At 62.4% G+C, this 23,169-nt stretch carries 25 protein-coding genes; 15 read left to right on the plus strand and 10 right to left on the minus strand.

Annotated elements, in window-relative coordinates; genetic code table 11:
• Positions 1-82: 82 nt before the first annotated feature.
• Complete coding sequence (locus NKI17_RS27785) at positions 83-1,327, minus strand: DegT/DnrJ/EryC1/StrS family aminotransferase (RefSeq protein WP_352595386.1); 1,245 nt, start codon at positions 1,325-1,327, stop codon at positions 83-85.
• Between the two features lie 346 nt (positions 1,328-1,673).
• Here NKI17_RS27785 and NKI17_RS27790 point away from each other — a divergent pair, with 346 nt between their 5' ends.
• From NKI17_RS27790 to NKI17_RS27810, 5 genes are all read left to right on the plus strand, one after another.
• Positions 1,674-2,648, plus strand: coding sequence for a polysaccharide deacetylase family protein (locus NKI17_RS27790; RefSeq protein ID WP_245274661.1), 975 nt, complete (start codon positions 1,674-1,676; stop codon positions 2,646-2,648).
• Between the two features lie 67 nt (positions 2,649-2,715).
• Positions 2,716-3,684, plus strand: a complete 969-nt coding sequence (locus NKI17_RS27795) for a rhizopine catabolism ABC transporter substrate-binding protein (RefSeq protein ID WP_023675817.1) — start codon at positions 2,716-2,718, stop codon at positions 3,682-3,684.
• A 148-nt stretch (positions 3,685-3,832) separates the two neighbouring features.
• The gene (locus NKI17_RS27800) at positions 3,833-4,948 is read left to right on the plus strand and encodes an ABC transporter permease (RefSeq protein ID WP_023675816.1); all 1,116 of its coding nucleotides are present in this window, start codon (positions 3,833-3,835) and stop codon (positions 4,946-4,948) included.
• A 14-nt stretch (positions 4,949-4,962) separates the two neighbouring features.
• Positions 4,963-5,775 (plus strand): ATP-binding cassette domain-containing protein, encoded by an 813-nt coding sequence (locus tag NKI17_RS27805; RefSeq protein ID WP_023675815.1) that lies wholly within the window; start codon positions 4,963-4,965, stop codon positions 5,773-5,775.
• 32 nt (positions 5,776-5,807) lie between these two features.
• Positions 5,808-6,914 (plus strand): Gfo/Idh/MocA family protein, encoded by a 1,107-nt coding sequence (locus NKI17_RS27810; protein ID WP_352907068.1) that lies wholly within the window; start codon positions 5,808-5,810, stop codon positions 6,912-6,914.
• 25 nt (positions 6,915-6,939) lie between these two features.
• On the opposite strand, the gene NKI17_RS27815 is transcribed toward NKI17_RS27810, so the two are convergent.
• Both NKI17_RS27815 and NKI17_RS27820 read right to left on the minus strand, forming a co-directional pair.
• Entirely contained in the window at positions 6,940-7,713 is a 774-nt protein-coding gene (locus NKI17_RS27815; protein ID WP_352453268.1) for a FadR/GntR family transcriptional regulator, read from the minus strand.
• A 30-nt stretch (positions 7,714-7,743) separates the two neighbouring features.
• A complete protein-coding gene (locus tag NKI17_RS27820; protein ID WP_023675813.1) occupies positions 7,744-8,745 on the minus strand; it encodes a LysR family transcriptional regulator in 1,002 nt (333 codons plus the stop codon).
• A 110-nt stretch (positions 8,746-8,855) separates the two neighbouring features.
• Here NKI17_RS27820 and NKI17_RS27825 point away from each other — a divergent pair, with 110 nt between their 5' ends.
• The 3 genes from NKI17_RS27825 (at position 8,856) to NKI17_RS27835 (ending at position 10,982) form a co-directional block, all read left to right on the plus strand.
• Positions 8,856-9,470 carry a nitroreductase family protein gene (locus NKI17_RS27825; protein WP_352595392.1) on the plus strand — a complete coding sequence of 205 codons (615 nt, stop codon included), beginning with the start codon at positions 8,856-8,858 and terminating at the stop codon, positions 9,468-9,470.
• Positions 9,467-10,324 carry an EamA family transporter gene (locus NKI17_RS27830; protein WP_352757258.1) on the plus strand — a complete coding sequence of 286 codons (858 nt, stop codon included), beginning with the start codon at positions 9,467-9,469 and terminating at the stop codon, positions 10,322-10,324. Before NKI17_RS27825 ends, NKI17_RS27830 begins: the two co-directional genes overlap by 4 nt.
• A gap of 169 nt (positions 10,325-10,493) precedes the next feature.
• A complete protein-coding gene (locus NKI17_RS27835) occupies positions 10,494-10,982 on the plus strand; it encodes a nucleoside deaminase (RefSeq protein ID WP_352757260.1) in 489 nt (162 codons plus the stop codon).
• Between the two features lie 119 nt (positions 10,983-11,101).
• Here the strand turns inward: NKI17_RS27835 and NKI17_RS27840 are convergent, their stop codons facing one another.
• From NKI17_RS27840 to NKI17_RS27860, 5 genes are all read right to left on the minus strand, one after another.
• Positions 11,102-11,584, minus strand: a complete 483-nt coding sequence (locus tag NKI17_RS27840) for a hypothetical protein (protein WP_352757262.1) — start codon at positions 11,582-11,584, stop codon at positions 11,102-11,104.
• A complete protein-coding gene (locus NKI17_RS27845; RefSeq protein ID WP_352595398.1) occupies positions 11,581-12,000 on the minus strand; it encodes a helix-turn-helix domain-containing protein in 420 nt (139 codons plus the stop codon). The genes NKI17_RS27840 and NKI17_RS27845 overlap by 4 nt, the downstream gene beginning before the upstream one ends.
• Complete coding sequence (locus NKI17_RS27850; protein ID WP_352757264.1) at positions 11,987-12,529, minus strand: hypothetical protein; 543 nt, start codon at positions 12,527-12,529, stop codon at positions 11,987-11,989. Before NKI17_RS27850 ends, NKI17_RS27845 begins: the two co-directional genes overlap by 14 nt.
• 211 nt (positions 12,530-12,740) lie before the next feature.
• Positions 12,741-12,869 (minus strand): hypothetical protein, encoded by a 129-nt coding sequence (locus NKI17_RS27855; protein ID WP_352757265.1) that lies wholly within the window; start codon positions 12,867-12,869, stop codon positions 12,741-12,743.
• A gap of 206 nt (positions 12,870-13,075) precedes the next feature.
• Entirely contained in the window at positions 13,076-13,972 is an 897-nt protein-coding gene (locus NKI17_RS27860) for an NAD-dependent epimerase/dehydratase family protein (protein WP_352757266.1), read from the minus strand.
• Positions 13,973-14,117: 145 nt separating this feature from the next.
• Here NKI17_RS27860 and NKI17_RS27865 point away from each other — a divergent pair, with 145 nt between their 5' ends.
• A complete protein-coding gene (locus NKI17_RS27865; RefSeq protein ID WP_352798377.1) occupies positions 14,118-15,056 on the plus strand; it encodes an NAD(P)-dependent oxidoreductase in 939 nt (312 codons plus the stop codon).
• 941 nt (positions 15,057-15,997) lie between these two features.
• Here the strand turns inward: NKI17_RS27865 and NKI17_RS27870 are convergent.
• Entirely contained in the window at positions 15,998-16,777 is a 780-nt protein-coding gene (locus NKI17_RS27870) for a FadR/GntR family transcriptional regulator (protein ID WP_023675806.1), read from the minus strand.
• Between the two features lie 144 nt (positions 16,778-16,921).
• A complete protein-coding gene (locus NKI17_RS27875) occupies positions 16,922-17,911 on the minus strand; it encodes a sugar-binding protein (RefSeq protein WP_023675805.1) in 990 nt (329 codons plus the stop codon).
• 426 nt (positions 17,912-18,337) lie between these two features.
• On the opposite strand from NKI17_RS27875, the gene NKI17_RS27880 reads away from it, so the two are divergent.
• The 6 genes from NKI17_RS27880 (at position 18,338) to NKI17_RS27905 (ending at position 23,162) form a co-directional block, all read left to right on the plus strand.
• A complete protein-coding gene (locus tag NKI17_RS27880; RefSeq protein WP_023675804.1) occupies positions 18,338-19,078 on the plus strand; it encodes an ATP-binding cassette domain-containing protein in 741 nt (246 codons plus the stop codon).
• Positions 19,079-19,112: 34 nt separating this feature from the next.
• On the plus strand, positions 19,113-20,111 hold the full coding sequence (locus tag NKI17_RS27885; protein WP_352458732.1) for an ABC transporter permease: 999 nt from the start codon (positions 19,113-19,115) through the stop codon (positions 20,109-20,111).
• A 313-nt stretch (positions 20,112-20,424) separates the two neighbouring features.
• The gene (locus NKI17_RS27890) at positions 20,425-21,252 is read left to right on the plus strand and encodes an AraC family transcriptional regulator (protein WP_352648640.1); all 828 of its coding nucleotides are present in this window, start codon (positions 20,425-20,427) and stop codon (positions 21,250-21,252) included.
• A gap of 108 nt (positions 21,253-21,360) precedes the next feature.
• The gene (locus tag NKI17_RS27895; RefSeq protein WP_352907069.1) at positions 21,361-21,804 is read left to right on the plus strand and encodes an SRPBCC family protein; all 444 of its coding nucleotides are present in this window, start codon (positions 21,361-21,363) and stop codon (positions 21,802-21,804) included.
• A 31-nt stretch (positions 21,805-21,835) separates the two neighbouring features.
• Complete coding sequence (locus NKI17_RS27900) at positions 21,836-22,630, plus strand: FAD binding domain-containing protein (RefSeq protein WP_352907070.1); 795 nt, start codon at positions 21,836-21,838, stop codon at positions 22,628-22,630.
• A gap of 49 nt (positions 22,631-22,679) precedes the next feature.
• Positions 22,680-23,162 (plus strand): (2Fe-2S)-binding protein, encoded by a 483-nt coding sequence (locus NKI17_RS27905; RefSeq protein WP_352907071.1) that lies wholly within the window; start codon positions 22,680-22,682, stop codon positions 23,160-23,162.
• Positions 23,163-23,169 lie beyond the last annotated feature (7 nt).

The raw sequence follows: 23,169 nt of genomic DNA on the forward strand, positions 1-23,169 counted from the left end.
ACCGGTAATGCCGGCCGGAATCCTCGCCCGGCCGCCGGACAAGGAACTCGACCGCAGGGTAGCAAACCGCGCCGGATCTGGTCTAGTTCACACTGTCGAACTTCTGCAGATCAACCGGTGCCGCCTTGCGCAATTCGATATCATCGAGCGAAGCATTCTCCAGCGCCACCCGCACCGCCGCGTCGATGTTGTGGATCATGTCCTGAATGTCGGCATCGCTGTGCGCCGGGTTCATGGCGACCATCACGGTACGGTTGAGGATGTCGAGCGAGCGCTTGCCGAGGTCGTCGGGATAATCCAGCCGCAGGCCCTGGTTCTCGGGCAGTGCGTAAGGATTGAGCGCCGGATGATGCGCGCCTTCATGCATCAGCACCTGGTCCCACTGGGTGAAATTGTGACGGCCGGTCTTGCCGGCAACGACGCTCGGAATGGTCTTCGAAAAAGTCTGCGCCGCCTGCTCGCTCGGCAGCAGGTACATCACCTGTGCGGCACAATCGTCGTCCGCGCTGTTCATCGGCGACGGTGTCAGCCCAAGATTGTCGAGATGGCGGGTGCCGGCCAGCACCTTCTTTTTCTCGGCCCGCATCGCCTCGATGATGCCGTCCAGCCGGTCGAGTTGGACGTTGAGCATCGCCCCCATCAGTTCGGAAGCACGCGCGCCGATGCCGGCGAAGGGTTTGATGCTGTCGCTTCTGCCCTGCCAATAGAAATGGCAAGGGTCGATGGCGCAGCGCGCCCGCTCCGCCACTTTCGGATCGCTGGTGGCGATGCCGCCGCCCTCACCCGAGGTCATGTTCTTGAAATAGTTGAAGGAATAGGCGCCGGCATGGCCGATCGAGCCGAGCTTGCGGCCCTCATAGCCGCCGCCGATGCCTTGGCAGACATCCTCCAGCACCAGCAAGCCGCGCTTGGCAGCAATGTCCATGATCGCATTCATGTTGCAGGCCGCGCCCCACATATGCACCGGGATGATCGCCCTGGTGCGCGGCCCGATGGCGTCGCGCAAAGCGATGGGATCGATGGTCAGGCTCTCGTCGATATCGACGATGACGGGAATGGCCCCGACCGACAGCACCGCGGTCGCTGTCGCCATATAGGTGTGCGCGGGAACCAGCACTTCGTCCCCCGGGCCGATGCCGAGCCCGATCAGGCCGGCGGCGAGCCCATAGGTGCCGCTGGCGGCCAGTGCGAAATGCTCGACGCCAAGATGCTGCGCATAGCGGGCCTCGAAGCGGTCGCATTCGCTGTCCTTGCCGTAACGAAACAGCGCGCCCGAGCGGATCACCCTGGCAATGGCTTCGATTTCCTCTTCGCCGGCGGTGTACATGACAGGCCTCCAAGGCTCTTGATAATGTGGTCGCTTGATGGTGTGGACAGCTGTAGGCTTGTCGGCACAGTTTGAAAGAACCACTCCGCCGCTATTCGACCAAGCCATCTGCGCCCGGAAGACGGTTCCTATGACTGGTTTTGAACCGTGATTGGGGAAATCGGTAGCTAAGTGTCTCAGCCGGCAGGCAAATCGTACCCATCCGAATTCGCCAAAGTGGCCCTGTCGGAAACCCAACTTTCGGCGTTCCATTCCGGCCAGTTGGGCAAACGGTTGGTTCCATGAAATACGGGACACACTTTGGAAGACCCTCGAAACCGGCGCGCCGGCGGGAAGGCGGCCGGTCGTGAACGCCGCCGGCTCCAGCAAACGGATCGTGCTCCACGAGGACGATGTCGGCATGTGCCACGGCGCCAACAGCGCCTTCCTCGAATTGAGCGGGCTGGGTGTCTGCAGTTCCGGCGCGGTGATGGTGCCATGCCCGTGGTTCCTCGAAATGGCCGAGAGCGCCGTCGCCAAACCTGCCCTTGACCTTGGCGTTCACCTGACGCTGAACAGCGAGAAGCAGCATTACAAATGGCGGCCGTTGACCGCGCCGTCGCGGGCGGCCGGCCTGACCGACGAGTTCGGCTTCTTCTGGCCCGACGTGGCGACCACGCGCCGCAAGGCGGTGCCGCAGGCGGTCGAGGCCGAGCTTCGCGCCCAGATCGACACCGCCTATCGCGCCGGCATCGACGTCACCCATCTCGACGCGCATATGGGCGCGGCATTGTCGCCGGAATTTTGCGACATCTACATCAAGCTCGGGCTCGAATATCAGCTGCCCGTGCTGTTGACCAAGACCCTGTCCGCCTATTCCCCCAACGACAATCTGGTCGGCGTCACCGAGGAGGCGTTCCAGCGCGGCGTGGCGCTGGCCCGTGCCGGCGGCTTTGCCATTTTCGACGCCGCCATCCAGACGACCTGGGGCCGGCCGCGTTCCAGGCCGATCGAGCCGGCTTACAAAGCGCTCATCGAGGGTGTGCGCGAGGGCCTGACCTTCTTTTGCCTGCATTGCAACGCGCCCGGTGAACTCGAGCTGATCGAGCCGCGCTCCGCCTATATCCGCACCGAAGAGTACGAGCTGTTCCGCGACCAGGGCTTTCGCGACTGGCTCGCCGCACAGCCGATCGACGTCATCGGCATGAAGCCGTTGCGCGAGGAGCTTCGCGCCGCACTCTCGGCCGGGCGATTATCAACGACAGCCCGCGGCAACACCGCGGGCGAACAGCGATTGGCGTCGGCAAAGGCCCGCAAAGCGGCCACCCGATCCGCGACGTGAGCCGATCGTCGCGGCCGGAAAACGGCGCCAGAGGGATTGGAACTGCAACGACAAATGGGAGAATAAGATGAAAACTCTTCTGAAAGTGGCATTGGGCGCCTTCGTCTCGGCGGGCCTGATGACAGGCATTGCGCATGCCGCGGGGCTCAAGGATCCGAAGGACGTGCGCATCACCTTCGTGGTGCATGGGTCGGCGTCCGATCCCTATTGGTCGGTGGTCAAGCGCGGCGTCGATGACGCGGCCGCCCTTACCGGCGCCAAGGTCGAATATTACGCGCCGCAGGTCTTCGACGTGGTCGAGCAGGCCCGGCTTCTCGACGCCGCCATCGCCACCAAGCCGGACGGTATCGCCGTCTCCATCGCCGACGCCAATGCGCTCGGCAAATCGGTCAAATCCGGGCTTGCCGCCAATATTCCCATGGTGGTTCTGGATTCCGGCGAAAAGGAAGGCGCCGAGCTCGGCACTACGCTCTATGTCGGCACCGTTTCCGAATATGATTCCGGCAAGAAGGCCGGCGAGCGGCTGGCCAAGGAAGGCACGCTCAAGGTCGTCTGCATCAACCACGAGGTCGGCAATGTCAGCCTCGACCAGCGCTGCCAGGGCCTCAATGACGGGCTGAAGCCCTCCGGCGGCGGCACCGAGGTTCTGGCCGTGGCGCCCGATCCCGCAGACATCCAGCGCCGCACGGAAGCCTATCTGTCGGCGCATCCCGACACGCAGGCCGTCTTTGCGCTCGGCGCCACCGCCGCCAACCCGCTGATCCCGATGTTCCGCGACAAGGAACTGTTCGGCAAGCTCAAGCTCTACACATTCGACATCAGCCCGGAGGTTCTCGACTCTGTCGTCGCCGGCGAAATGGGCTTCGGCATGGACGCCCAGCAATATCTGATGGGCTATCTGCCGGTGATCTATCTGGTCGAGCAGGCAACGCACGGCTTCTGGCCGCAGAACAACGCCTATACCGGACCGCTGTTCATAGACTCACCGGAAAAAGCCAAGGCGATCCTGGCGCTCGCCAAAGAGGGCATCCGCTAGGCAAGCGCTCCGACGGAACGGGAGAATGCGCCAAGCGCTCTCCCGATCCGTTCGAAGATTGCGAATTGAGCGATTGGAGAGCCTAATGGCGGTCGTGGAAGACAAGGCGATACCTCCGGGCGAACTGAAGGCGACCGACCGCTTCGGCATGACGTCGAAGCGGGCCGCCGGCGCCGACGAGCGGCTGGCCAGCACCGGCAAGCTGACCCAGTGGCTGCGCCGGCCGGAAGCCGGTGCCGCCGGTGGGCTGCTTGCGACGATCATCATCTTTGCGCTGCTGCCGGGCGCGGCAAACCTCTATTCGCTGCAGGGATCGATGACATTCCTGACGCTGTCGGCGGAGCTCGGCATCGTCGCCACCGCGGCAGCACTCCTCATCATCGCCGGCGAGTTCGATCTTTCGGTCGGCTCCATGGTCGGCTTTGCCGGTGTCGTCATCGGGCTGACGGTGAAGTACTGGGGCCTGCCGCTATGGGGTGGCATCGCCTGTGCCTTCGCCGTTGCCATCCTCACCGGCTATCTCAACGGCCTGATCGTGGTGAAGACGCGCCTGCCCTCCTTCATCGTCACGCTCGCCACGCTCTATATCCTGCGCGGACTGTCGATCGGCATCACCCGCGCCGTCACCGGCCGCACCCAGATCCCCTACATACTCGAAGGCGCACCGGACCCGGCGACGGCCGGCATTTTCAACGGCCATCTGCTCACCAGCCTGTTCCGCTGGATGGGCGCGCAAGGCTGGATCGCCACCCGCAGCGACGGCATTCCCTTCGTCGCCGGCATTCCGATGTCGATCGTCTGGTGGCTCGGCCTGACGGCGCTGGCCGGCTACGTGCTCACCCAGACGAAATACGGCAACTGGATCTTCGCCACCGGCGGCGACCTGATCGCAGCCCGCAACGTCGGCGTGCCGGTCGATCGCGTAAAGATCAGCCTGTTCGTCTACACCGCTTGCGCGGCGACACTGCTTGCCACCATCCAGGTGATGGAGGCGGGCTCCGCCGACACCACGCGCGGCCTGCTCAAGGAATTCGAGGCGATCATCGCCGCCGTCATCGGCGGCGTGCTGCTCACAGGCGGTTACGGCACCGTCTATGGCGTGCTGTTCGGCGCGCTGATCTTCGGGCTGGTGCAGATGGGTATCTTCTACACCGGCATCGACACCGACTGGTTCAAGGTCTTCCTCGGCATCGTCATCCTGATGGCCGTGCTGGTCAACAACTACATCAGGCTGAAGGCGCTCGGCCGCGGAGGTGGCAAATGACCGAACCGGCCCAAATGACCGAACCGGCAATGGAACTGCGCGGCGTCAGCGTCAATTTCGGCTCGGTGCGCGCCCTCCAGGACATCGACATCAAGGTCTATCCGGGCGAGGTCCACTGCCTGCTCGGCGATAACGGCGCCGGCAAGTCGACGCTGATCAAGGTTTTGTCCGGCGTCTATCGGCCGAGCAAGGGCGAAATCCTGGTCGACGGCAAGCCGGTCACCTTCCGCAGCCCGCGCGACGCGCAGGAGCTCGGCGTGGCAACGGTGTTCCAGGACCTCGGCATGATCTCGCTGATGTCGATCACCCGTAACTTCTTCCTCGGCCGCGAGCCGACCAAAAGCAGCCTGCCCTTCTCGCGCATCGACAAAGAGCGCGCCAACACCATCGCCAGGCAGGCGATGGCCGATATCGGCATCGACGTGCGCGATCCGACGCAGGCCGTCGGCACGCTGTCGGGCGGCGAGCGCCAGTCGGTGGCGATCGCCCGCGCCGTGCATTTTGGCGCGCGCGTGCTGATCCTCGACGAGCCGACCTCGGCACTCGGCGTCCACCAGGCGGCGATGGTGCTGAAATTCATCATCGAAGCGCGCATGCGGGGCCTGGCCGTCATCTTCATCAGCCACAACATCCACCATGCCTATCCGGTCGGCGACACCTTCACGCTGCTCAACCGCGGCCGCAATCGCGGCACCTACGCCAAGTCCGAGATCTCACGCGACGAGGTCATCTCGATCATGTCGGGCGGCGAGGATCTGAAGGCGGTCGAGGCGGAGATTGCCGGCCTGCTCGCCCAGATCGGCAACCGGCCGCCTGCGGCGCCTTGAGCTGACAATCGGACATTGCGGGGAATGATCCAATGAGCAGGATACGCGTCGGGGTCGTCGGCGCCGGCATGATCTCGCAGGTCGAGCATATCCCCAATCTGCTGCGCCTCGGTGAATTGTTCGAGCTGGTCGGCGTCGCCGATCCCTCCAGGATTTCGCGGCAGTTCGTCACCGACACCCATGGCATTGCCAATTTCGAAACGATCGACCAGCTCTTCGACCAACGCCTCGACGCGGTGGTGATCGGCTCGCCGGACCCGCTACATCACGAACAGGTGCTGGCGACGCTGGCGCGGGGCCTGCATGTCTTTTGCGAAAAGCCGCTCTGCTATTCGCTGGCGGAAATCGCCGAGATCGTCGCCGCGCGCGATGCCGCCAGGAAAATCATGCAAGTCGGCTATATGAAGCGCTTCGATCCGAGCTACCGGCTGGCGCTCGCTTCGCTGCCTGGAACATCAAGCACGCTGCGCGCGGTCTCGGTGGAAGTGAAGGATCCCGACGCCTGGCCGTTCATCGCCCATCAGCCCTACAGGCGCGGTACCGATATCCCAAAAGACATGATCGCCGCTGTCGCGGCCAAGCAGAAGCGCCAGGTCGAAGACGCCATCGGTGTTCCCGGGACCGACCTCGCTTTCCGTGGATTTACCGGTGCTTACAGCTCGGCCTTGATTCACGACGTCAATGCCGTCCACGGCCTGCTCGACGCGCTCGGCGTGCCGGACGGCGAGGTCGTCGGCGCGCAGATGTTTGCCAATGGCGACGGCGGCCAGGGCGCCGTCAAGCTGCTGGATGGGCAGGCGCTGTGGACCATGACCCACCTCACCGTGCCCAAGCTCGCCGACTACAAGGAGCGGATCACGCTGTTCTTCGACGATGCCAGCCTCGAGCTCGAATTCCCCTCGCCCTGGCTCAACCATCATCCGACCCGGCTGACGGTGACGACCTCGGACGGTCACACGCTGTCGAAGAAAGATTTGCGTGCCGGTTACGCCGAAGCCTTCGTCGAAGAGATGCGTGGCTTCTGGGCAGCGATCGTCAATGGCGATGCGGTCGTCAACCCAGCCGAACACGCCGCCCGCGACCAGGCGCTGCTGATCGGGCTGACCCGGCGGCATCTCGCGACCGCACCCTTCGACTGAGCACTCCACCTGTAGCCGAACGGCGCTATCTGGACTTGATGACGCTGTCGGTATTGGCCAGCAGCTTGCGCACCGCATTGCGCGCCGCGTCCGGCCGCTGCAGACGGATGCTCTTCTCGATTGCCTCATGCAGCCTCTGCGCATGCTGCAAATCGTCGAGTTCCCGCGTGGTATAAGCAAATAGATGATCGAATGCTGATTCGATCAGCACGCCGAGCGGCACCAGCAGGTCGTTGCCCGAGGCCCGCAGGATGGCGAGATGAAAACGCGTGTCGGCGCGCGTGCGCTCCTGCAGGTTGGTCGCCTCGCCCATCTCGCGGCAGGCCTGGCTGATCTCGGCCATCTGCTCGTCGGTGCGCCGCATGGCGGCAAAAGCGCTGGCCTCCGGCTCGATGATGTGGCGGAACTCCTGCACCGTCCGGAGGAACACCTCGCGGTCCGGCGAGGTCGCATACCAGGCCAGCACGTCGCGATCGAGCAGGTTCCAGCGTTCCTTCGGCTCGACCCAGCTGCCGATTTTGGGACGTGACGACAGCAAGCTCTTCGCCATCAGCATTTTTATGGCTTCGCGCACCGCCGAGCGGCTGACGTCGAAGGTCTCGGACCATTTGGCTTCGTTGGGCAGGATGGTTCCCGGCGGATAATCGCCGCGCACGATCCTCAGCCCGATTTCGTTGGCGAGCGACGCATGCACGCTCGAGCCCGGCATGCGCGCCGCATCGGCCCGGCGGATACCGCTCGTGCGTTCGGCGAACGCCTCGGCCGCTGTCTTTCCCTTATTCGGCTTCGCGTCCTGCATGGCTCCACAAAGTCCGGATTTGGAGGCGTGTCAAGGAGATGAAATCGCCGGCAATATCTCAGCTTGATTTTCCGCATCCGTCGCCTCGCCGACACCGCGCTTTGCCGAGCCTTCACGCCGGGGAGGCACGAACGGCTTCTCCTTGTCCCGACTGAATTCCTCGATCAGGAAATCAAGGAAGACGCGGATTTTCGGGGCGAGATGCTGGCGTGCCGGATAGACCGCGTAGAGCGTGGTTTCGACCTTGTCCCAGTCATCCAGAGCCGATTGCAGCCGGCCTGCTTTCAGGTCGCTTTCGACATAGAGATAAGGGATCAGGCTGACGCCGAAGCCGGCGCGCAGCGCATCGCGCACGGCAAGGCTTGACGAGACCGAATATCGTCCGTCGATGGCGATCCGCTCGGCTCGGCCGTCCTTGCGGAACTCCCATATGTCCGCATGCCCCGAGAGGCTGAACCGGATGCAATTGGCCGCCTTCAAATCGGCGGGCGTTTTGGGCCGGCCATGCTTCTCGAAATAGGACGGAGCTGCGCAAATCACATGCGGCATGATCGCAAGCTTTCGGGCGACCAGGCTGGAATCCTCGAGATTGTCGCTGCCGCGAATGGCAAGGTCAAATCCCTCCCGCACGATATCGACGCGCCTGTCGTCAAGGTGCAGATCGAGCTTCAAATCGGGATAGCGCGATAGAAACGCGGGCATGGCAGCCGAAAGCCGCGTCAACGTGACAGTCATCGGCGCGCTGACCCGCAACGTGCCGCTCGGCGCCGTCTTGATCGGGCCGAGCACCTGGTCGGCCCTGGCCAGCGCATCGAGCCCCTGCGTGACATGCTCCAGGTAGATCCTGCCCTCTTCAGTCAGCGCCATGCGCCGCGTTGTCCGGTTGATGAGCCGCACCCCCAGATCCGCCTCCAGCTCGGCGATATTCTTGCTGATCGCGGGAGGCGAGAGACCGAGCCGCCGTCCGGCTTCGGCAAAACTGTTCAGTTCCGCCACCTGGCGGAAAACCTGCAGCGCAGTCAGGCGATCCATCTCACCATTCTCTTCTAGTAAATAATGTCTTTCAATTATCGCATATTATCGCTCATTGGTAAATTCTCTATCTGCTATCCGAACGGCTTGCTCAATTTCGGAATGACATGATGACCAACCCCGCAATCTCCCTTATCGAGCGACGCATGTCGGCCAATCGGTTCGATGCCTCGCATGCATTGACGGATGCCGAGGTCGAGGAACTGGCACGCCTCGCAACGCGCGCGCCAAGCGCCTACAACCTTCAGAATTGGCGTTTCATCGCCGTGCGGACGCCGGAAGCAAAGGCGCGGTTGCGCAGCCTGGCCCACGGCCAGGTCAAGGTGCAGGAAGCAGCGGTCACCTTCATCATCTGCGGCGTACTCCCCGACCACGCTGCCCTCAATGCAAGGCTGCGTCCTTTCGTGGAAGCCGGCTTCATGCCGGTGGATATGGCTTCGGGCTGGCAGGAAGGCGCCCGCGCACAATATGCCGATCCTCTAGCGGCCCGCGACGAAGCGGTGCGCTCGGCAACGCTTGGCGCCGCAACGCTGATTTTCGCGGCCGAAGCGCTGGGCCTCGGCTCCGGTCCGATGGCCGGCTTCGACGCCGAAGGCGTGGCCCGCGAGTTTGGCCTTGGGCGCAATGAAGTGCCGGTGATGCTCATCGCGGTCGGCCGCGCCGCGCCCGGAAACTGGCCGCAAAAGCCGCGCCGCCCTCTTGCCGAAGTTCTGGAAATCTTATGAAAACGCACCGTTCCGATCTGCTGCTTACAGCCATCGCACCCGCGATATGGGGCAGCACCTATATCGTCACCACGCAGTTCCTGCCGAACTTCTCGCCGATGACGGTAGCAATGCTGCGAGCCCTGCCCGCCGGATTGCTGCTGCTGGCGATCGTTCGGCAACTGCCAACGGGCATATGGTGGCTGCGCAGTTTCATCCTCGGAGCCCTCAACATCTCGATCTTCCTGAGCATGTTGTTTGTCGCCGCCTACCGGCTTCCGGGCGGGGTCGCGGCGACCGTGCTGTCGGTCCAGCCGTTGATTGTGATTTTCCTCGCTGCTGCCCTGCTTGCCAGCCCTGTCCGCCGGTTGGCGATCGTCGCCGCCCTTGTCGGGATCGCCGGTGTCGCGTTGCTGGTGCTGACCCCGAACGCGACGCTCGATGCGCCCGGCGTTGCCGCCGGCCTCGCCGGGGCGGCCTCAATGGCCTTCGGAAGCGTGTTGAGCCGCAAGTGGCAGCCGCCAGCATCGCTGCTCGCCTTTACGGCATGGCAACTGACTGCCGGTGGTCTCCTTCTCGTTCCGGTGGTCCTGCTTTTCGAACCACCCATCCCGCTCCCGACCGCGGCCAATCTGCTTGGACTGGTGTGGCTCGGCCTGATCGGTGCGGCGCTGACTTATGTCCTCTGGTTCCGGGGCATTGCGCGACTCGAATCCGCAGTGGTGTCATCGCTGCTTTTCCTCAGCCCGGTGACCGCCGTGCTGCTTGGATGGGTATTCCTGGATCAGACACTGACCTTGCCTCAAATCGCCGGCGTCGTTTTCGTCATCGGCAGCATCTGGCTGGCTCAACGGCCCAATGGCAAGGAGTCCTAATGCATGTCGCGCACAAGTGTGCAGCGGTTTTGCGATAACGACATGCATCAAAACAAGAACCGAAAGCGCGTCGCATGAGGCCGGTCGAACGCGCGCGTTTTAGGCCGCCGACTTGTGTCGGCGGATTGTCCGGCACTATGGTCAAGCGGCATAGCCGGAGGATCTGCCGATGCCACAACGCCCCTATGATGAGCGGCTGCTCCGTCAGGCGTTCGAAGTCGCGCGCAGGGCCCGCGATGCCGGCGAACATCCCTTTGGTTCGCTTCTCGCCGACAAGGACGGCAATGTGTTGCGCGAGCAGCCCAACGCTTACAAAGCCGGCGGGGGCGACCGCACCGCTCATGCCGAAAGGCTGCTGGCGTCGTGGGCGGGGATGAATGTCAGTCTCGAAAAGCTGGCTTCCTGCACCCTCTACACTTCGGCCGAACCTTGCGCGATGTGCTCCGGGACAATCTATTGGGCGGGCATCGGACGGGTCGTCTTTGGGCAGAGCGAACATGACCTCAAGGGGTTGACGGGCGCACATGTCGAGAACCCCACACTCGACCTGCCCTGCAGGATCGTCTTCGAAGCTGGGCAGCGTCCGACTGAAGTCGTCGGCCCGCTGCTTGCCGATGAAGCGGCACAACTCCAGGCCGAATTCTGGAACGACAAGTAGCTCAATTGCCGCGCGGCGGGAAACGAGTGAGTGCTAGGCTCAGGACTTATTGATTAAAAGTATTGTCCCCTTCAAACAAGTGAAGCGGGGATCATCGGGGAGCCTTAACCCCTTTGGGCCTAAAGAGCAGCGGGGATGGGGTTGCCGGTTCCATCCCTGCTCAACTGCGAGATGCGCAATCGGCCAGCTGAGATTTCCTCCCCGTCGCGAACGACTACGACCACGAGTTTTGCAGGCTCCTGGAAGACCAAGGTTGACAGTTGAATGTTCATGCTAAGAGCCAATAATTTGACTGCATCCTTCTCAAATTCGAGGGGTCCTCTCTGGGGGATGATGTCGGTCTTCGGCACTGGAGCTTCTATCAAATCAACTACCCCACCGGCCTTGGATTCAAGACGAACTTTTATCGCGAGGGTAGGCAAAGTTTCTGGATACGGCTCAAGGTATTTAATCAGACACCATAGCCCAGTGGGCAACGCCCACGGCAAAGGTCCGTCGAATAAAACGACATCATTATAGACCCCTATGTGCAGTTGCTTCCCGTTGGCCTCCTGTCGAAGGTCATCGCAAAACACGACGCTAGCATGGGGGTTCAAAATCATGCTGCCTCAAGGCGTATTGAGACCGCACTGACGGTATCGGTTCCCGGCAGGATGGGATGCTGCCCGGAACTTGGTGTGGTCCCCGCTCCGAGCGTGAGCGGCTGTATCTCGCCCGCGGGCCCAAACCGACGGTTCATTTTTCTGTCTACGACCACAACCTCTACGTCTACCTCAAGGGCAATCGCGAGGTCCGAGATAGTGTCTATTTCCCAGTTCGGCTTTGTTCCTGAAAACCAGCGAGAGACCGCAGACTTGTTAATTCCGAGGCGATCAGCAAGCTGACTGAGGGTGAGCCCCGTTTCCGCTTTCCTGGCTTGGATGACCGCCCAAAAGGCACTCACAAAAGCCGAACGAAGCATCCCACGTTCGAACTCTTGAACGAACGCTTGGTCGGAAACCTTATTAGATTTTTTCATCCACATCTCGACACATTCCCTTCACGTACTCTAACGCTGTTGCTGCACGAAAAGGTTGCGCATTACCCATGGTGTTGCCCCAAAGATCGGGGATTCCAGCGGCGGTTTCGCTATAGTTCTTTTTGATTCCTAGCCAGTGTCGGCAATGCAGTCCTAAACCTATGAATACACCGGCGTCGAGGAACCTACCGAATAGACGCACTTGGACATGCCTGGGCTTTCGCGCACAAATTACCCAGACCTCGTCAACAGAATGCAGCCGTTCGATGTCTGGCCCCCGCTCGTCTGGGTCTCCTTTGAGGCTTGCCGTCACGAACCAACCGAAACAAAAAATCGCGATCAGTTCTTCCATTTTCGCCATCGGCAAATGGCTTAAGTCGGGATCCTTCCCAGCTAATCCTCTATAAACATTTGGCGTCACATACAGAAACCGCTTGGCCTCCACCTTCTGGTTAAGCGCAGGCCGCGCGACGAGCCGACCGGTTTCGACCGCCCGATACAAAATAGAGTTAGTTGCGTTTAAAGTCAACAATTTCCCCCGCTGGCCGCACCGTTCCTCTCGAATGGGGAAATGTGTTATTACCAGCCAGGAGATAGCCTATGTCAGATTCGAGCTTGAGTCAGGCCCTGCGAGCAAATCGATTGGAAGATTTCATCAAGCAACGGAAGCCAAAGGCGTTGGCCCTGTGGATAAAGCCGTTCTTATTCACGCCCCCCAAGTCATCAAACACAAGACAGGATCAGATCAACATCGCGTTCTGCATCAGGCGATAGTTCGACCGGAAAGTGAATTCGGCAAGGTAGCGATCCATGTATTTGGCCGGCGCGTGAATGTGGTCGAGCGAACCGAGTTCTTGAACAGGCTCCAAAAAATCTCAACATAATTGGTCGAAAGGAATTCGCCGGTGGCGTTGTAGAACGTCGACCAAATGTTTTTGCAGTGCCTCACGGTGCCGAGCTTGTACCCGTCACCCTCTATAACCCATAGGACATGAGTTCGTCGGTCGAGACGACAGAGCCCTTCTCAACTCGCGTCGGGGCTGGCCCAGTGCCGCCATCGCGTCAGCTGCGCCCGTCAGCTCGTCTTGACATATTTTCGCCAGCTGTGCTCCGGCCGAAAGCCGAGCATATCCCGTGCCTTGCGGTTGGAGAGCAGCGTCTCGTATTCGCCAAGTTCCCCCTTGACCGGCACATCGGGATAAAACCGCTTCAGGAGTTCGGCTGTCGGCAGATCGGACGAGGTGTCGTCGTTGGCCGCGTTGAACACCTGATAGCCGAGCCCGTCCTTTTCGATGGCGCGCAGCGTGATCTGGCCGAGATCGCGCGCGTCGATATAGCTCCAGGCGATGCGCTTGCGGAAACCTGGATCGGCGAACCATTTCGGAAACAGCGAATATTCGTGCGGCTCGATGACGTTGCCGATGCGCAAGGCATAAATGTCGAAGCCGCTGCGCAGGGCAAAGGCGCGCGCCGTCTTCTCGTTGACGACCTTGGACAGCGCGTAGCTGTCCATCGGGTCGACGTCGTACTCCTCGTCGAGCGGAAAATGCGTCGGGTTGCGCGGCTCGTTGGCGAAGACCAGCCCGTAGGTCGTTTCGCTGGAGGCGATCACCACCTTGCGGATGCCGAGCTTCACCGCGGCCTCGATGACGTTGTAGGTGCCGAGCGCGTTGATGCGGAACACCTCATTGTCGGGCGTGATCATGATGCGCGGGATCGCCGCGAAATGCACCACGGCATCGACCGGCTGCGTACGCAGCGAAGGGTCGAATTCATGCAGGCCGATATAGCTCGACAGCGCATTGAACACCTGCCCGCTGTCGGTGATGTCGGTGATCAGCGTGCGCACCTTGGGATTGTCGAGCGGCTTGGTGTCGATGTTGAGCACCTGGCAGCCCTGCTCGACCAGATACTGCACGACGTGGCGCCCGGCCTTGCCGCTGCCGCCGGTGAACATGATCCGCTTCGTCATTTTGCTCTCCCTAAGATTCATGTGTATTGTCAGACAATACCGAACTCTGCAATCGCCTGCCATGGCATGCGGCAAAAACCCGCTTCAACAATTCGCCGGCAATGTGCAGCGCCGTCATCCATCACTGCAAATAGGACGAAACGACATGAACACGACCGCCGCGAGCGAAAAGATCGGCTTCATCGGGCTTGGCCTGATGGGGCACGGGATAGCGAAGAACATCGTCGACAAGGGCTATCCGCTGACGTTTCTCGGCCGCAAGAACCGCACGCCGGCGGAAGACCTTCTCGGCCGCGGCGCCAGGGAAGCGGCAACCTCGAGCGATGTCGCGGCGGGATCGACGGTTGTCTTCATCTGCGTCACCGGCTCGCGCGAGGTCGAAGCCATCATCCGCGGCCCAGGCGGCCTCAAGGAAGGCCTGAAGCCGGGATCGGTCGTCGTCGACTGCTCGACCTCGGATCCTGTCTCGACGGTGGCGCTGGCCGCCGAACTCAAGGCGCTCGGCGTCGACTATGTCGATGCCCCGCTCAGCCGCACGCCGAAGGAGGCCTGGGAAGGCACGCTCGATGCCATGGTCGGCGCCCCCGATGCGGTTTTTGCCCGGCTGAAGCCGGTGCTCGAAACCTGGGCCGGGCGCATCGTCCATATCGGCGACACCGGTGACGGCCATCGCATGAAGCTGCTCAACAATTTCATCTCGCTCGGCTACGCCGCGATCTATTCCGAGGCGCTGGCGCTGGCGCAGAAGGTCGGCATCTCGCCGCCGCGCTTCGACAGCGTCATCCGCAACGGCCGCATGGATTGCGGCTTCTACCAGACCTTCATGCGCTGGACGCTGGAAGGCGACCGCGACGCGCACAAATTCACCATCGCCAATGCCTTCAAGGATCTCACCTATCTCGAGTCCATGGCGGGTGCTGCCGGCATCGCCAACCCGCTCGGCAACGCCACCAAGAACGCCTTCGCCGGCGCCTTTGCCACCGGCCCCGCCGATCAGTACGTGCCGATGCTGGCGACGCATATCGGCAAGGTCAACGGCGTCGACCTCATGCCGACCAGGGATGGCAAGAAGCAGACGATCTGAGAACGTTGGGATTAACGCCTGGGAGTGTCGCAACTGCAAACGTTCGCTGCCGACCAGCTACATCCGCCAATCTCCAACGCTGGCGATTAGCATATGACACCACACCTTCGTCATCCCAGGGCGGAGCAGGAGCGAAGCGACGTCGCGCAGACCCTGGGATCCATGCCGTGACATCAGCCGAAGAATGCAGCGGCTCAGAACGGCGCTTGTATCCGCCATTGCGCTCGTCGCCCTTCCACCATGACCGCGAGCCAGAAGCTGCGGAAGCGCTGGCTCCGCCAATGGAAGACCGAATTGATCGAGACGACCAGTCCCAGAGTGCTTCGAGCTTTTTCGCAGGACCGGGTGGCAGCGTTTGGTTCTGGTCTGCTGGAGCACTGCCGCAAGGTAACGGCATGGATCCCAGGGTCTGCGCCGCGTCGCTTCGCTCCTTGCTCCGCCCAGGGATGACGAAGGGAGGGTTTCGGCTAATCTCCTAAATTTGCGATTTGCGACTGACGGGAATGATCGACCTTCGTTGCTGGTTGACCTGACTTACACGCAGTTGGCTGAGAAACGATCGAATCAGCACCGAAACCGGCCGATAACGTCGGTATTGGCGAGAAGTCTGTGCACCAAAGCACGCGCACTTCCGATCGGACGAAGCCAAAAACAAAAAAACCGCCTCGGTGGGCGGGTCGTTGGAGCCAATTAGCACCATACCGAAATTAGTAGCATAGCTGCCGGCACAAAGCAAGAACAAAATAGCTGCGACGGCAAAAAAGTCCGAATTCCTTTCCCACCCGAGGTCGCCGCCCTCATTGCCTAGCGTTGATGATCAGCGAAAGCCGAAATGGCATCCAATCTCCCCCCTCGTGGGGGAGATGTCCGGCCGGACAGAGAGGGGCGCGAAGGAATGCGAGTTTTGCAATCGTTCGGAGCAACGCCGCCCTGTGCAACCATCACCGCCGCGACCGGCCGATAACGTCGTCGGTGTTGGCAAGAAGCCTGTGCACCGCGGCACGGGCTGCAGCCGGTCGCTGCAGGCGGATGTTCTTCTCGATCGCCTCGTGCAGTGCCTGCGCCCGCCGCTGATCGCTGGTCTCGCGGGTGACGAACTGGAACAAATGGTCGAGCGCCGATTCGATCAGCACGCCGAGCGGCACCAGCAGATCGTTGCCCGAGGCCCGCAGGATGGCGAGATGAAACCGCGTGTCGGCGCGCGTGCGCTCCTGCAGGTTGGTCGCCTCGCCCATCTCGCGGCAGGCCTGGCTGATCTCGGCCATCTGCTCGTCGGTGCGTCGCATCGCGGCAAAGGCGCTGGCCTCCGGCTCGATGATGTGGCGGAATTCCTGCACGGTCCTGAGGAACACCTCGCGGTCCGGCGAGGTCGCATACCAGGCCAGCACGTCGCGATCGAGCAGGTTCCAGCGCTCCTTCGGCTCGACCCAGCTGCCGATTTTCGGGCGTGACGCCAATAGGCTCTTCGCCATCAGCATTTTTATGGCTTCGCGCACCGCCGAGCGGCTGACGTCGAAGGTCTCGGACCATTTGGCTTCGTTGGGCAGGATGGTTCCCGGCGGATAGTCGCCGCGCACGATCCTCAGCCCGATTTCGTTGGCGAGCGACGCATGCACGCTCGAGCCGGGAAAGTGTGCGGCATCGGCACGCCGAACGACGGCCGGCCGCCCAGGCTCTGCCTTGAATTTGGCGGGTCGCTTTTTTGATGTCGCGTCCGGCATTGGTATTCCCCGGCAACTGCTTGTCGAAAGCCTGAACTCAGGGCACGGCAAAGCAGCGGCCTACGCTCCAAAGCAGCGTCGCCTCGTGCGTTTGTATGGACGATGCGTAACGGGGCGCCCGACGGGCGCCCCGAAACTGCGAACCTACTTCTGGATGCAGGTGTCGACGGTGTCCTTGGTGCATTCGTCGAGGCCGGTGAACACCGGATCGGCGACCGGCTTGCCGTCGACCAGGTCGATCATCACCGAGGGTGCCTTGTAGCCCATCTCGAACGGCCGCTGGCCAACCAGCGCAGTCACCAGCCCGTCACGGGCAATCGCCACCTCGTCGCCGATCGTGTCGGCGGCGCCGATGACGAAGGCGTTGCTGGCGATCTTGTCGGCCATCGGCTTGAACAGGTCGCGGTAGGGCTGCGGAGCGCCGAACAGCGGCCAGCCGCCCATGATGCCGAAGGCGTCGAGATCGGGATTGGCGGCGAGGATGTCGGTCATCGCCTGCACGCCCTTGGCGCCGTCGTCATTGGTGAACACCGGGCAGCCGGCAACTTCCGTCCAGCCGCCTTCGCCCGCCAGCGCCGCGAGGCCGTCCTTGCCCGACAGCGCGTCACGCATGCCCTGCGCGCGGCGCAGGATGTTGTCGGCGGCCGGATTGCCTTCGATGGTGCAGATCTTGCCGCCATTCGGCTTGGCCTTCTTGATGTATTCGCCGATCTTGTGACCCATCAGGTAATTGTCGGTGCCGAGATAGGTCTTGCGCAGCGCCGCATCTTCCTTGCTGAGGTCGGCGTCGAGGGTCATGATCGGGATCGACGGATTGGCGCTTTTGATCGTCTGCGCGATCAGCGGCGCGTTCGATGGCGAAATCGCCATTGCCACCGTATCGGGCTTGCTCAGCATGTCCTGGACGATCTGGGCTTCACCGGCCTCATCCGAGGTCGATGCCGGTCCGGTGTAGAAGCACTCATATTCCGAGCTGGCGTTTTCCTTGTTCCACTTCTCGCAACCCTGGTGGATGGCCTCGAAGAATGGATTGTCCAGACCCTTCACCACGATGACGAGCTGTTTCTTGGCCATAGCCGGCCCGGCACCCAGCGCCATGACGGCGGCGGCAGCGAGCAATAGTGATTTCCTCATGTCAGTCCTCCCTTTGAAACAAACGGACACGGCGTGCCCGCCACACACAGACCGACCCGGAGCAAGATGACAGAGGACGTCGCACTCGTGTCGCCAAGCCAGGTCGATAAGCATTTTCATATTCAGTCTCAGACCGGCACCGACAGATATCGCCGGTTGCCAAATCCCTGACCGACAAACCCTCACCGATTCCTTCCGGCAACCCGGTGGCTCGGCGCAAGCTCCTCCGACACTTAGCTAATATCGCCTTGTCACCGACGTCAATGCTATTTGTCCTACAAAACTGATTTTTCGAAAGAAGCCGTGGTTGACGCCAAGGAGGCTTATGCGTAAATGGGCAAAATCGCTGCTTCCGGGAGGAACTGGGGAGAGCGAATGGCCGCGGCAGAACCGCAGGCCGCAAAGCACGGGGAGGCAAGAAGGCTGGTGGCGGTTCTCGAACTCACCAACATCTCGAAGCATTTTGGCGCCATCCAGGCGGTCAACGACGTTTCGTTGTCGATCGAGGCCGGACAGGTTGTCGGCCTGATGGGCGACAACGGCGCCGGCAAGTCGACGCTGGTCAAGATGATCGCCGGAAATTTCCCGCCGAGCCATGGCACGATGCAGATGGACGGCAAGGAGCTGATCCTGCACAAGCCGGTCGAGGCGCGCCAGCACGGCATCGAAATCGTCCATCAGGACCTGGCACTGTGCAACAATCTGACGGCCGCCGCCAACGTCTATCTCGGCCGTGAATTGCGCCGCGGCCTCGGGCCGCTTCGCATCCTCGACTATGCCGCGATGTACAAGCGTGCCGGCCAGATCTTCGCCGAGCTGAAATCCGAAACCCGCCCGCGCGACCTGGTCAAGCAAATGTCGGGCGGCCAGCGGCAGGCGGTGGCGATCGCCCGTACCATGCTTTCGCAGGCCAAGATCGTGCTGATGGACGAGCCGACGGCGGCGATCTCGGTGCGCCAGGTCGCCGAGGTGCTGAACCTGATCCGCCATTTGCGCGACCAGGGCATCGCCGTCGTGCTGATCAGCCACCGCATGCCCGACGTCTTTGACGTCGCCGACCGCGTCATCGTCATGCGGCGCGGCCGCAAGGTCGCCGACAAGACGATCGCATCGAGTTCGCCGGAAGAAGTCACCGGACTCATCACCGGCGCCATCGAACAGGTATGATTGACGCCTCAACCATGAGTAAAAAAGGTCGATAATGGCAGTCACCCTTGATCAGACGATCGCGCACAAGCAGCACACCTTGCTGAGCAAGGTGTTTGCCAGCCAGACCTTCTGGGTGGTGATCGCGGTCATCCTCGCCTGCCTGTTCCTGTCGGTGGCAACGGATTCCTTCGCCACGACCAAGAACCTCTACAACATCACCCGCAACGTCACCTTCGTCGCCATCGTCGCGCTCGGCATGACCTTCGTCATCATCACCGGCGGTATCGACCTGTCGGTCGGCTCCGTGCTTTGCCTGTGCTCGATGGTGCTGGCCGTGACCATGCATGCCGGCTACGGCATCGAGATCGGCATTGCCGCTGCGATCGCCACAGCGCTGATCATCGGCGCCTTCAACGGGGTTCTGATCGCCTATCTCGGCTTCCCGCCCTTCGTGGTGACGCTCGGCATGCTGTCGATCGCACGCAGCCTAGCCATGGTCGCCTCCAACAACACCGTCGTCTTCCAGTTCGGGCCGGATCACGACAAGCTGCTGGCGCTGGGCGGCGGCGCCTGGGTGTTCGGCATCGCCAATCCGGTGCTTTACATGATCGTGCTGGCGTTGATCACCGGCTTTGTGCTGCGCTGGACGAAATTCGGCCGGCACATCTTCGCCATCGGCGGCAACGAGCATGCGGCAACGCTGACCGGCGTTCCGGTGCGCCAGATCAAGGTCGTCGTCTACATGATCTCGGCAATGGCGGCTGGCCTTGCCGGCATCATCCAGACCGGCTGGCTGGGCGCGGTCACCACCAATCTCGGCAACGGCATGGAGCTTCAGGTGATCGCCGCCACCGTCATCGGTGGCGCCAACCTGGCCGGCGGCATGGGCACAGCCTTCGGCGCGGTCGTCGGCGCGGCGCTGATCGAGGTCATCCGCAACAGCCTCGGCCTGCTCGGCATCAATGCCTTCTGGCAAGGCGTGTTCATCGGCGGCGCCATCCTGCTCGCCGTGCTGTTCGACCGCATCCGCAATTTCAGGCGCAACGACTGACGTTCAAGCGCAGCCCCCCTTCTCCCCTTGTGGGAGAAGGTGTCGCCGAAGGCGACGGATGAGGGGTGCTCCAGCTTGGCATCGCCTCATTTCTTCCAACACCCCTCAACCGTCTCGGCGCTAGCGCGCCGATCCACCTTCTCCCACAGGGGGACAAGGGGACGCGCTCCTATCGCCGGGTCTGAAAATCCGCCGCTGCGGCGCATGGCCGGCGCCCGGACGTGCACATCCGTCTTGACGCAAGCCCGAACTGCGCCGCACAATCGCTCGCAGCAGGCGAAGGGAGGCCAGTCGCCTGCGGGAGGATATACCCATGACGGAAGCGATCAGGCTCTACTGGGGCCGGTTCGGACATGTTTCTGTCCTGAACGTCGCCAGCGACTTCGTCACCCATGCCCATGTCGAGGCGCATATCATCATCTGGCTGGAAGGCACGGCCGGCGAGATGACCATCGGCCGCGAGACGGTACGGCTTGGACCGGGCACCGCCGCCGGCATCAATTCCTTCCAGCCGCACAGCCACGCTCTGTCCCGCGACGGCACGCCCGGCCTGTTCCTCGCCTTTTACATCGATCCGGACTGGGCTCGAAGGCGCCGCGAGCTGCCTGCCGCCGCGCCGCTGTTCTCCGCCCCGGCAATCACGCTCGAGCCTTGGCTGCACAAGGCAGCGGCCAACCTCCTCGATCATCTCAGCGACAATGAGAGCATCGACGACATCGCCAATTACGAGATCGAGCGCTTCATCGACAGCGTGCTCGACGCCGCCGACGCGTCCGCACCGCAGACCGTGCGCGCCCGCGTCAACACCATGCAGGACTTCCGCGTCCGCAAGGCGATCCAGCTGATGAAAGCCAATGTCTGCGAGCGTATCTGCTTCGACGACGTGGCGCGCAGCGTCGGCCTGTCGCGGCCGCATTTCTTCGCCCTGTTCAAGGAACAGACCAATCTGACGCCCAACGTCTATTGGAACACGCTGCGCATGGAGGAAGCGGTGCGGCAGTTACAGTGGTCGCAGGAGCCGCTGATCTCGGTCGCCTGCAATCTCGGCTTCACCACGCAAGGCAATTTCTCGCGCTTCTTCCGCGACCATGTCGGCGTCCCGCCGACGCTTTACCGCGAAGCGGCGCGGGCGATCAGCTGAGCGCCCGTTTTTTCAGACTAATTGATAGGCATTCAAGACGCATTGATAAGCGCTGCCGAGCCTGCCGCCCTACCCTCCCAAGCAGCTGATTTGCAAGGGAACGATCATATGGCGAAAGTCACCATCTCCAGTGTCATCGACGCGCCGGTCGAAAAGGTCTGGGCGCGCATACGCGACTTCAACGGCCTGCCGACCTGGCACCCGCGCATGGTCGAAAGCCATATCGAAGACGGCAAGGATGCCGGCACGATCGGCTGCGTGCGCAATTTCCAGCTCGCCAGCGGCGCCCGCCTCCGCGAAAAGCTGCTCGATTTCTCCGACGAGAACTTCCTCGTCAGCTACGCCATCCTGGAAACGCCGCAGCCGCTCACCAACCACAAGTCGACGCTGCAGTTGCGGCGGGTGACCGACGGCGACCGCACCTATGCCGAATGGACCGCCAGCTTCGACGCCGCTCCCGATCAAGCCGACAAGCTGGCTGAGGGCATGGGCGCAAACGTCTTCCAGGGCGGCTTCAACGCCCTGAAGGCCCATTTCGCCGGCCAAGGTTGAACTGAATTGAGCTGACAAACAGGAGCGTTCCATGGCGCTTGCACTGCAGACTTTCGCGACGGTGAAGGACGCCGGCGCGGCGCTGAAAGCCGCCGGCGCCCGCTATCTCGGTGGCGGCACACTGGTCGTGCGCGCCGCCAATGAAGGCGACGTGTCGATCTCCGGTTTCGTCAGGTCGACCGACCCGGCGCTGTCGGCCATCACCGTTTCCAATAGGCAAGTGCGCATCGGCGCCTCGGTGACCATGGCGGCGATCGCCCGCCATCCGGATCTCGCCCCGCTGGCCCACGCCGCGCGCGCTGTCGGCGGCCCGGCGATCCGCAACATGGCAACGGTCGGCGGCAATCTCTTCGCGCCAGCGCCTTACGGCGATTTCACCGTTGCACTGCTGGCCTTGGACGCAACCGTCAACACCGGCGACGGCGAACTCCCGATCGAAACCTTCCTGGCGAAACGCGAAAGCAACCACGCCATCGTCACTGCGGTCGGCTTCACGCTTCCGAAGGAAGGCGGCTTTCGCTTCCTGAAAGTGTCGAGGGTCAAGCCAAAGGGCGTCTCGGTGCTGAGCATCGCCACCGTGCTGGAGCACGCACCGGACGGCACCGTGTCGTCCGCGCTGATCGCGCTCGGCTGCATGGCCGACCGGCCGATCCGTGCCAGGGCGGCGGAGAAGGCCCTGATTGGCCGGGAACTCACGAGCGAGGGCATCGCACCGGCACTGGCTGTTGCCCGCGACGGCACTTCGCCGCGAACCGATCCGATCGCCAGTGTCTGGTATCGCAACCAAGTCCTGCCGGTCCATCTCGGCCGGCTGCTGCTCGCCTGAAAGACCGTGGCGCGTATGTCCGCCTGGCTGCGGCGCAAGGAGTAAAAAGATGGCAAAGGTCCCGGTTCAGTTCACGCTCAATGGTGCCGAAAAGGCCGAATTCATCGACAGCGGCACAACGCTGCTTCATGCGCTGCGCGACAAGATCGGCGACACCTCGCCGAAGGGCGGCTGCCACCAAGGCACCTGCGGCGCCTGCTCGGTCATCATCGACGGCGAGCTCAGGCTGTCTTGCCTGACGCTGGCCGAGACCTGCAACGGCGCAACCGTCACCACCACCTCGGGACTGGCGGAAGGCGGCGTGCTGCATCCGCTGCAACGCGCTTTCCTCGACGCTTTCGCCACCCAATGCGGTTTCTGCACGCCGGGCATGATCATGGCCGCCAAGGTGCTGCTCGACCAAACCCCGAACCCCAGCCGCGAGGATGTGGTCGAGGCACTGTCCGGCAATATCTGCCGCTGCACCGGTTACGAACCGATCATCCAGGCGGTGCTGGGCGCTGCGCGCTCCAATTCGCAGAACGCGGCTTGAGGGGAGT

The sequence above is a fragment of the Mesorhizobium sp. M0816 genome (assembly GCF_040320005.1).
Classification (GTDB): Bacteria; Pseudomonadota; Alphaproteobacteria; order Rhizobiales; family Rhizobiaceae; genus Mesorhizobium.

Bases quoted from the DNA above. Each gene is read 5' to 3' on its own strand.
- NKI17_RS27835 (WP_352757260.1), top strand. From the start codon at position 10,494: ATGCCACAACGCCCCTATGATGAGCGGCTGCTCCGTCAGGCGTTCGAA.
- NKI17_RS27860 (WP_352757266.1), bottom strand. From the start codon at position 13,972: ATGACGAAGCGGATCATGTTCACCGGCGGCAGCGGCAAGGCCGGGCGC.
- NKI17_RS27865 (WP_352798377.1), top strand. From the start codon at position 14,118: ATGAACACGACCGCCGCGAGCGAAAAGATCGGCTTCATCGGGCTTGGC.
- NKI17_RS27875 (WP_023675805.1), bottom strand. From the start codon at position 17,911: ATGAGGAAATCACTATTGCTCGCTGCCGCCGCCGTCATGGCGCTGGGT.
- NKI17_RS27870 (WP_023675806.1), bottom strand. From the start codon at position 16,777: ATGCCGGACGCGACATCAAAAAAGCGACCCGCCAAATTCAAGGCAGAG.
- NKI17_RS27810 (WP_352907068.1), top strand. From the start codon at position 5,808: ATGAGCAGGATACGCGTCGGGGTCGTCGGCGCCGGCATGATCTCGCAG.
- NKI17_RS27830 (WP_352757258.1), top strand. From the start codon at position 9,467: ATGAAAACGCACCGTTCCGATCTGCTGCTTACAGCCATCGCACCCGCG.
- NKI17_RS27885 (WP_352458732.1), top strand. From the start codon at position 19,113: ATGGCAGTCACCCTTGATCAGACGATCGCGCACAAGCAGCACACCTTG.
- NKI17_RS27905 (WP_352907071.1), top strand. From the start codon at position 22,680: ATGGCAAAGGTCCCGGTTCAGTTCACGCTCAATGGTGCCGAAAAGGCC.
- NKI17_RS27785 (WP_352595386.1), bottom strand. From the start codon at position 1,327: ATGTACACCGCCGGCGAAGAGGAAATCGAAGCCATTGCCAGGGTGATC.
- NKI17_RS27825 (WP_352595392.1), top strand. From the start codon at position 8,856: ATGACCAACCCCGCAATCTCCCTTATCGAGCGACGCATGTCGGCCAAT.
- NKI17_RS27845 (WP_352595398.1), bottom strand. From the start codon at position 12,000: ATGAAAAAATCTAATAAGGTTTCCGACCAAGCGTTCGTTCAAGAGTTC.
- NKI17_RS27800 (WP_023675816.1), top strand. From the start codon at position 3,833: ATGACGTCGAAGCGGGCCGCCGGCGCCGACGAGCGGCTGGCCAGCACC.
- NKI17_RS27840 (WP_352757262.1), bottom strand. From the start codon at position 11,584: ATGATTTTGAACCCCCATGCTAGCGTCGTGTTTTGCGATGACCTTCGA.
- NKI17_RS27795 (WP_023675817.1), top strand. From the start codon at position 2,716: ATGAAAACTCTTCTGAAAGTGGCATTGGGCGCCTTCGTCTCGGCGGGC.
- NKI17_RS27805 (WP_023675815.1), top strand. From the start codon at position 4,963: ATGACCGAACCGGCAATGGAACTGCGCGGCGTCAGCGTCAATTTCGGC.
- NKI17_RS27820 (WP_023675813.1), bottom strand. From the start codon at position 8,745: ATGGATCGCCTGACTGCGCTGCAGGTTTTCCGCCAGGTGGCGGAACTG.
- NKI17_RS27895 (WP_352907069.1), top strand. From the start codon at position 21,361: ATGGCGAAAGTCACCATCTCCAGTGTCATCGACGCGCCGGTCGAAAAG.
- NKI17_RS27815 (WP_352453268.1), bottom strand. From the start codon at position 7,713: ATGCAGGACGCGAAGCCGAATAAGGGAAAGACAGCGGCCGAGGCGTTC.
- NKI17_RS27890 (WP_352648640.1), top strand. From the start codon at position 20,425: ATGACGGAAGCGATCAGGCTCTACTGGGGCCGGTTCGGACATGTTTCT.
- NKI17_RS27900 (WP_352907070.1), top strand. From the start codon at position 21,836: ATGGCGCTTGCACTGCAGACTTTCGCGACGGTGAAGGACGCCGGCGCG.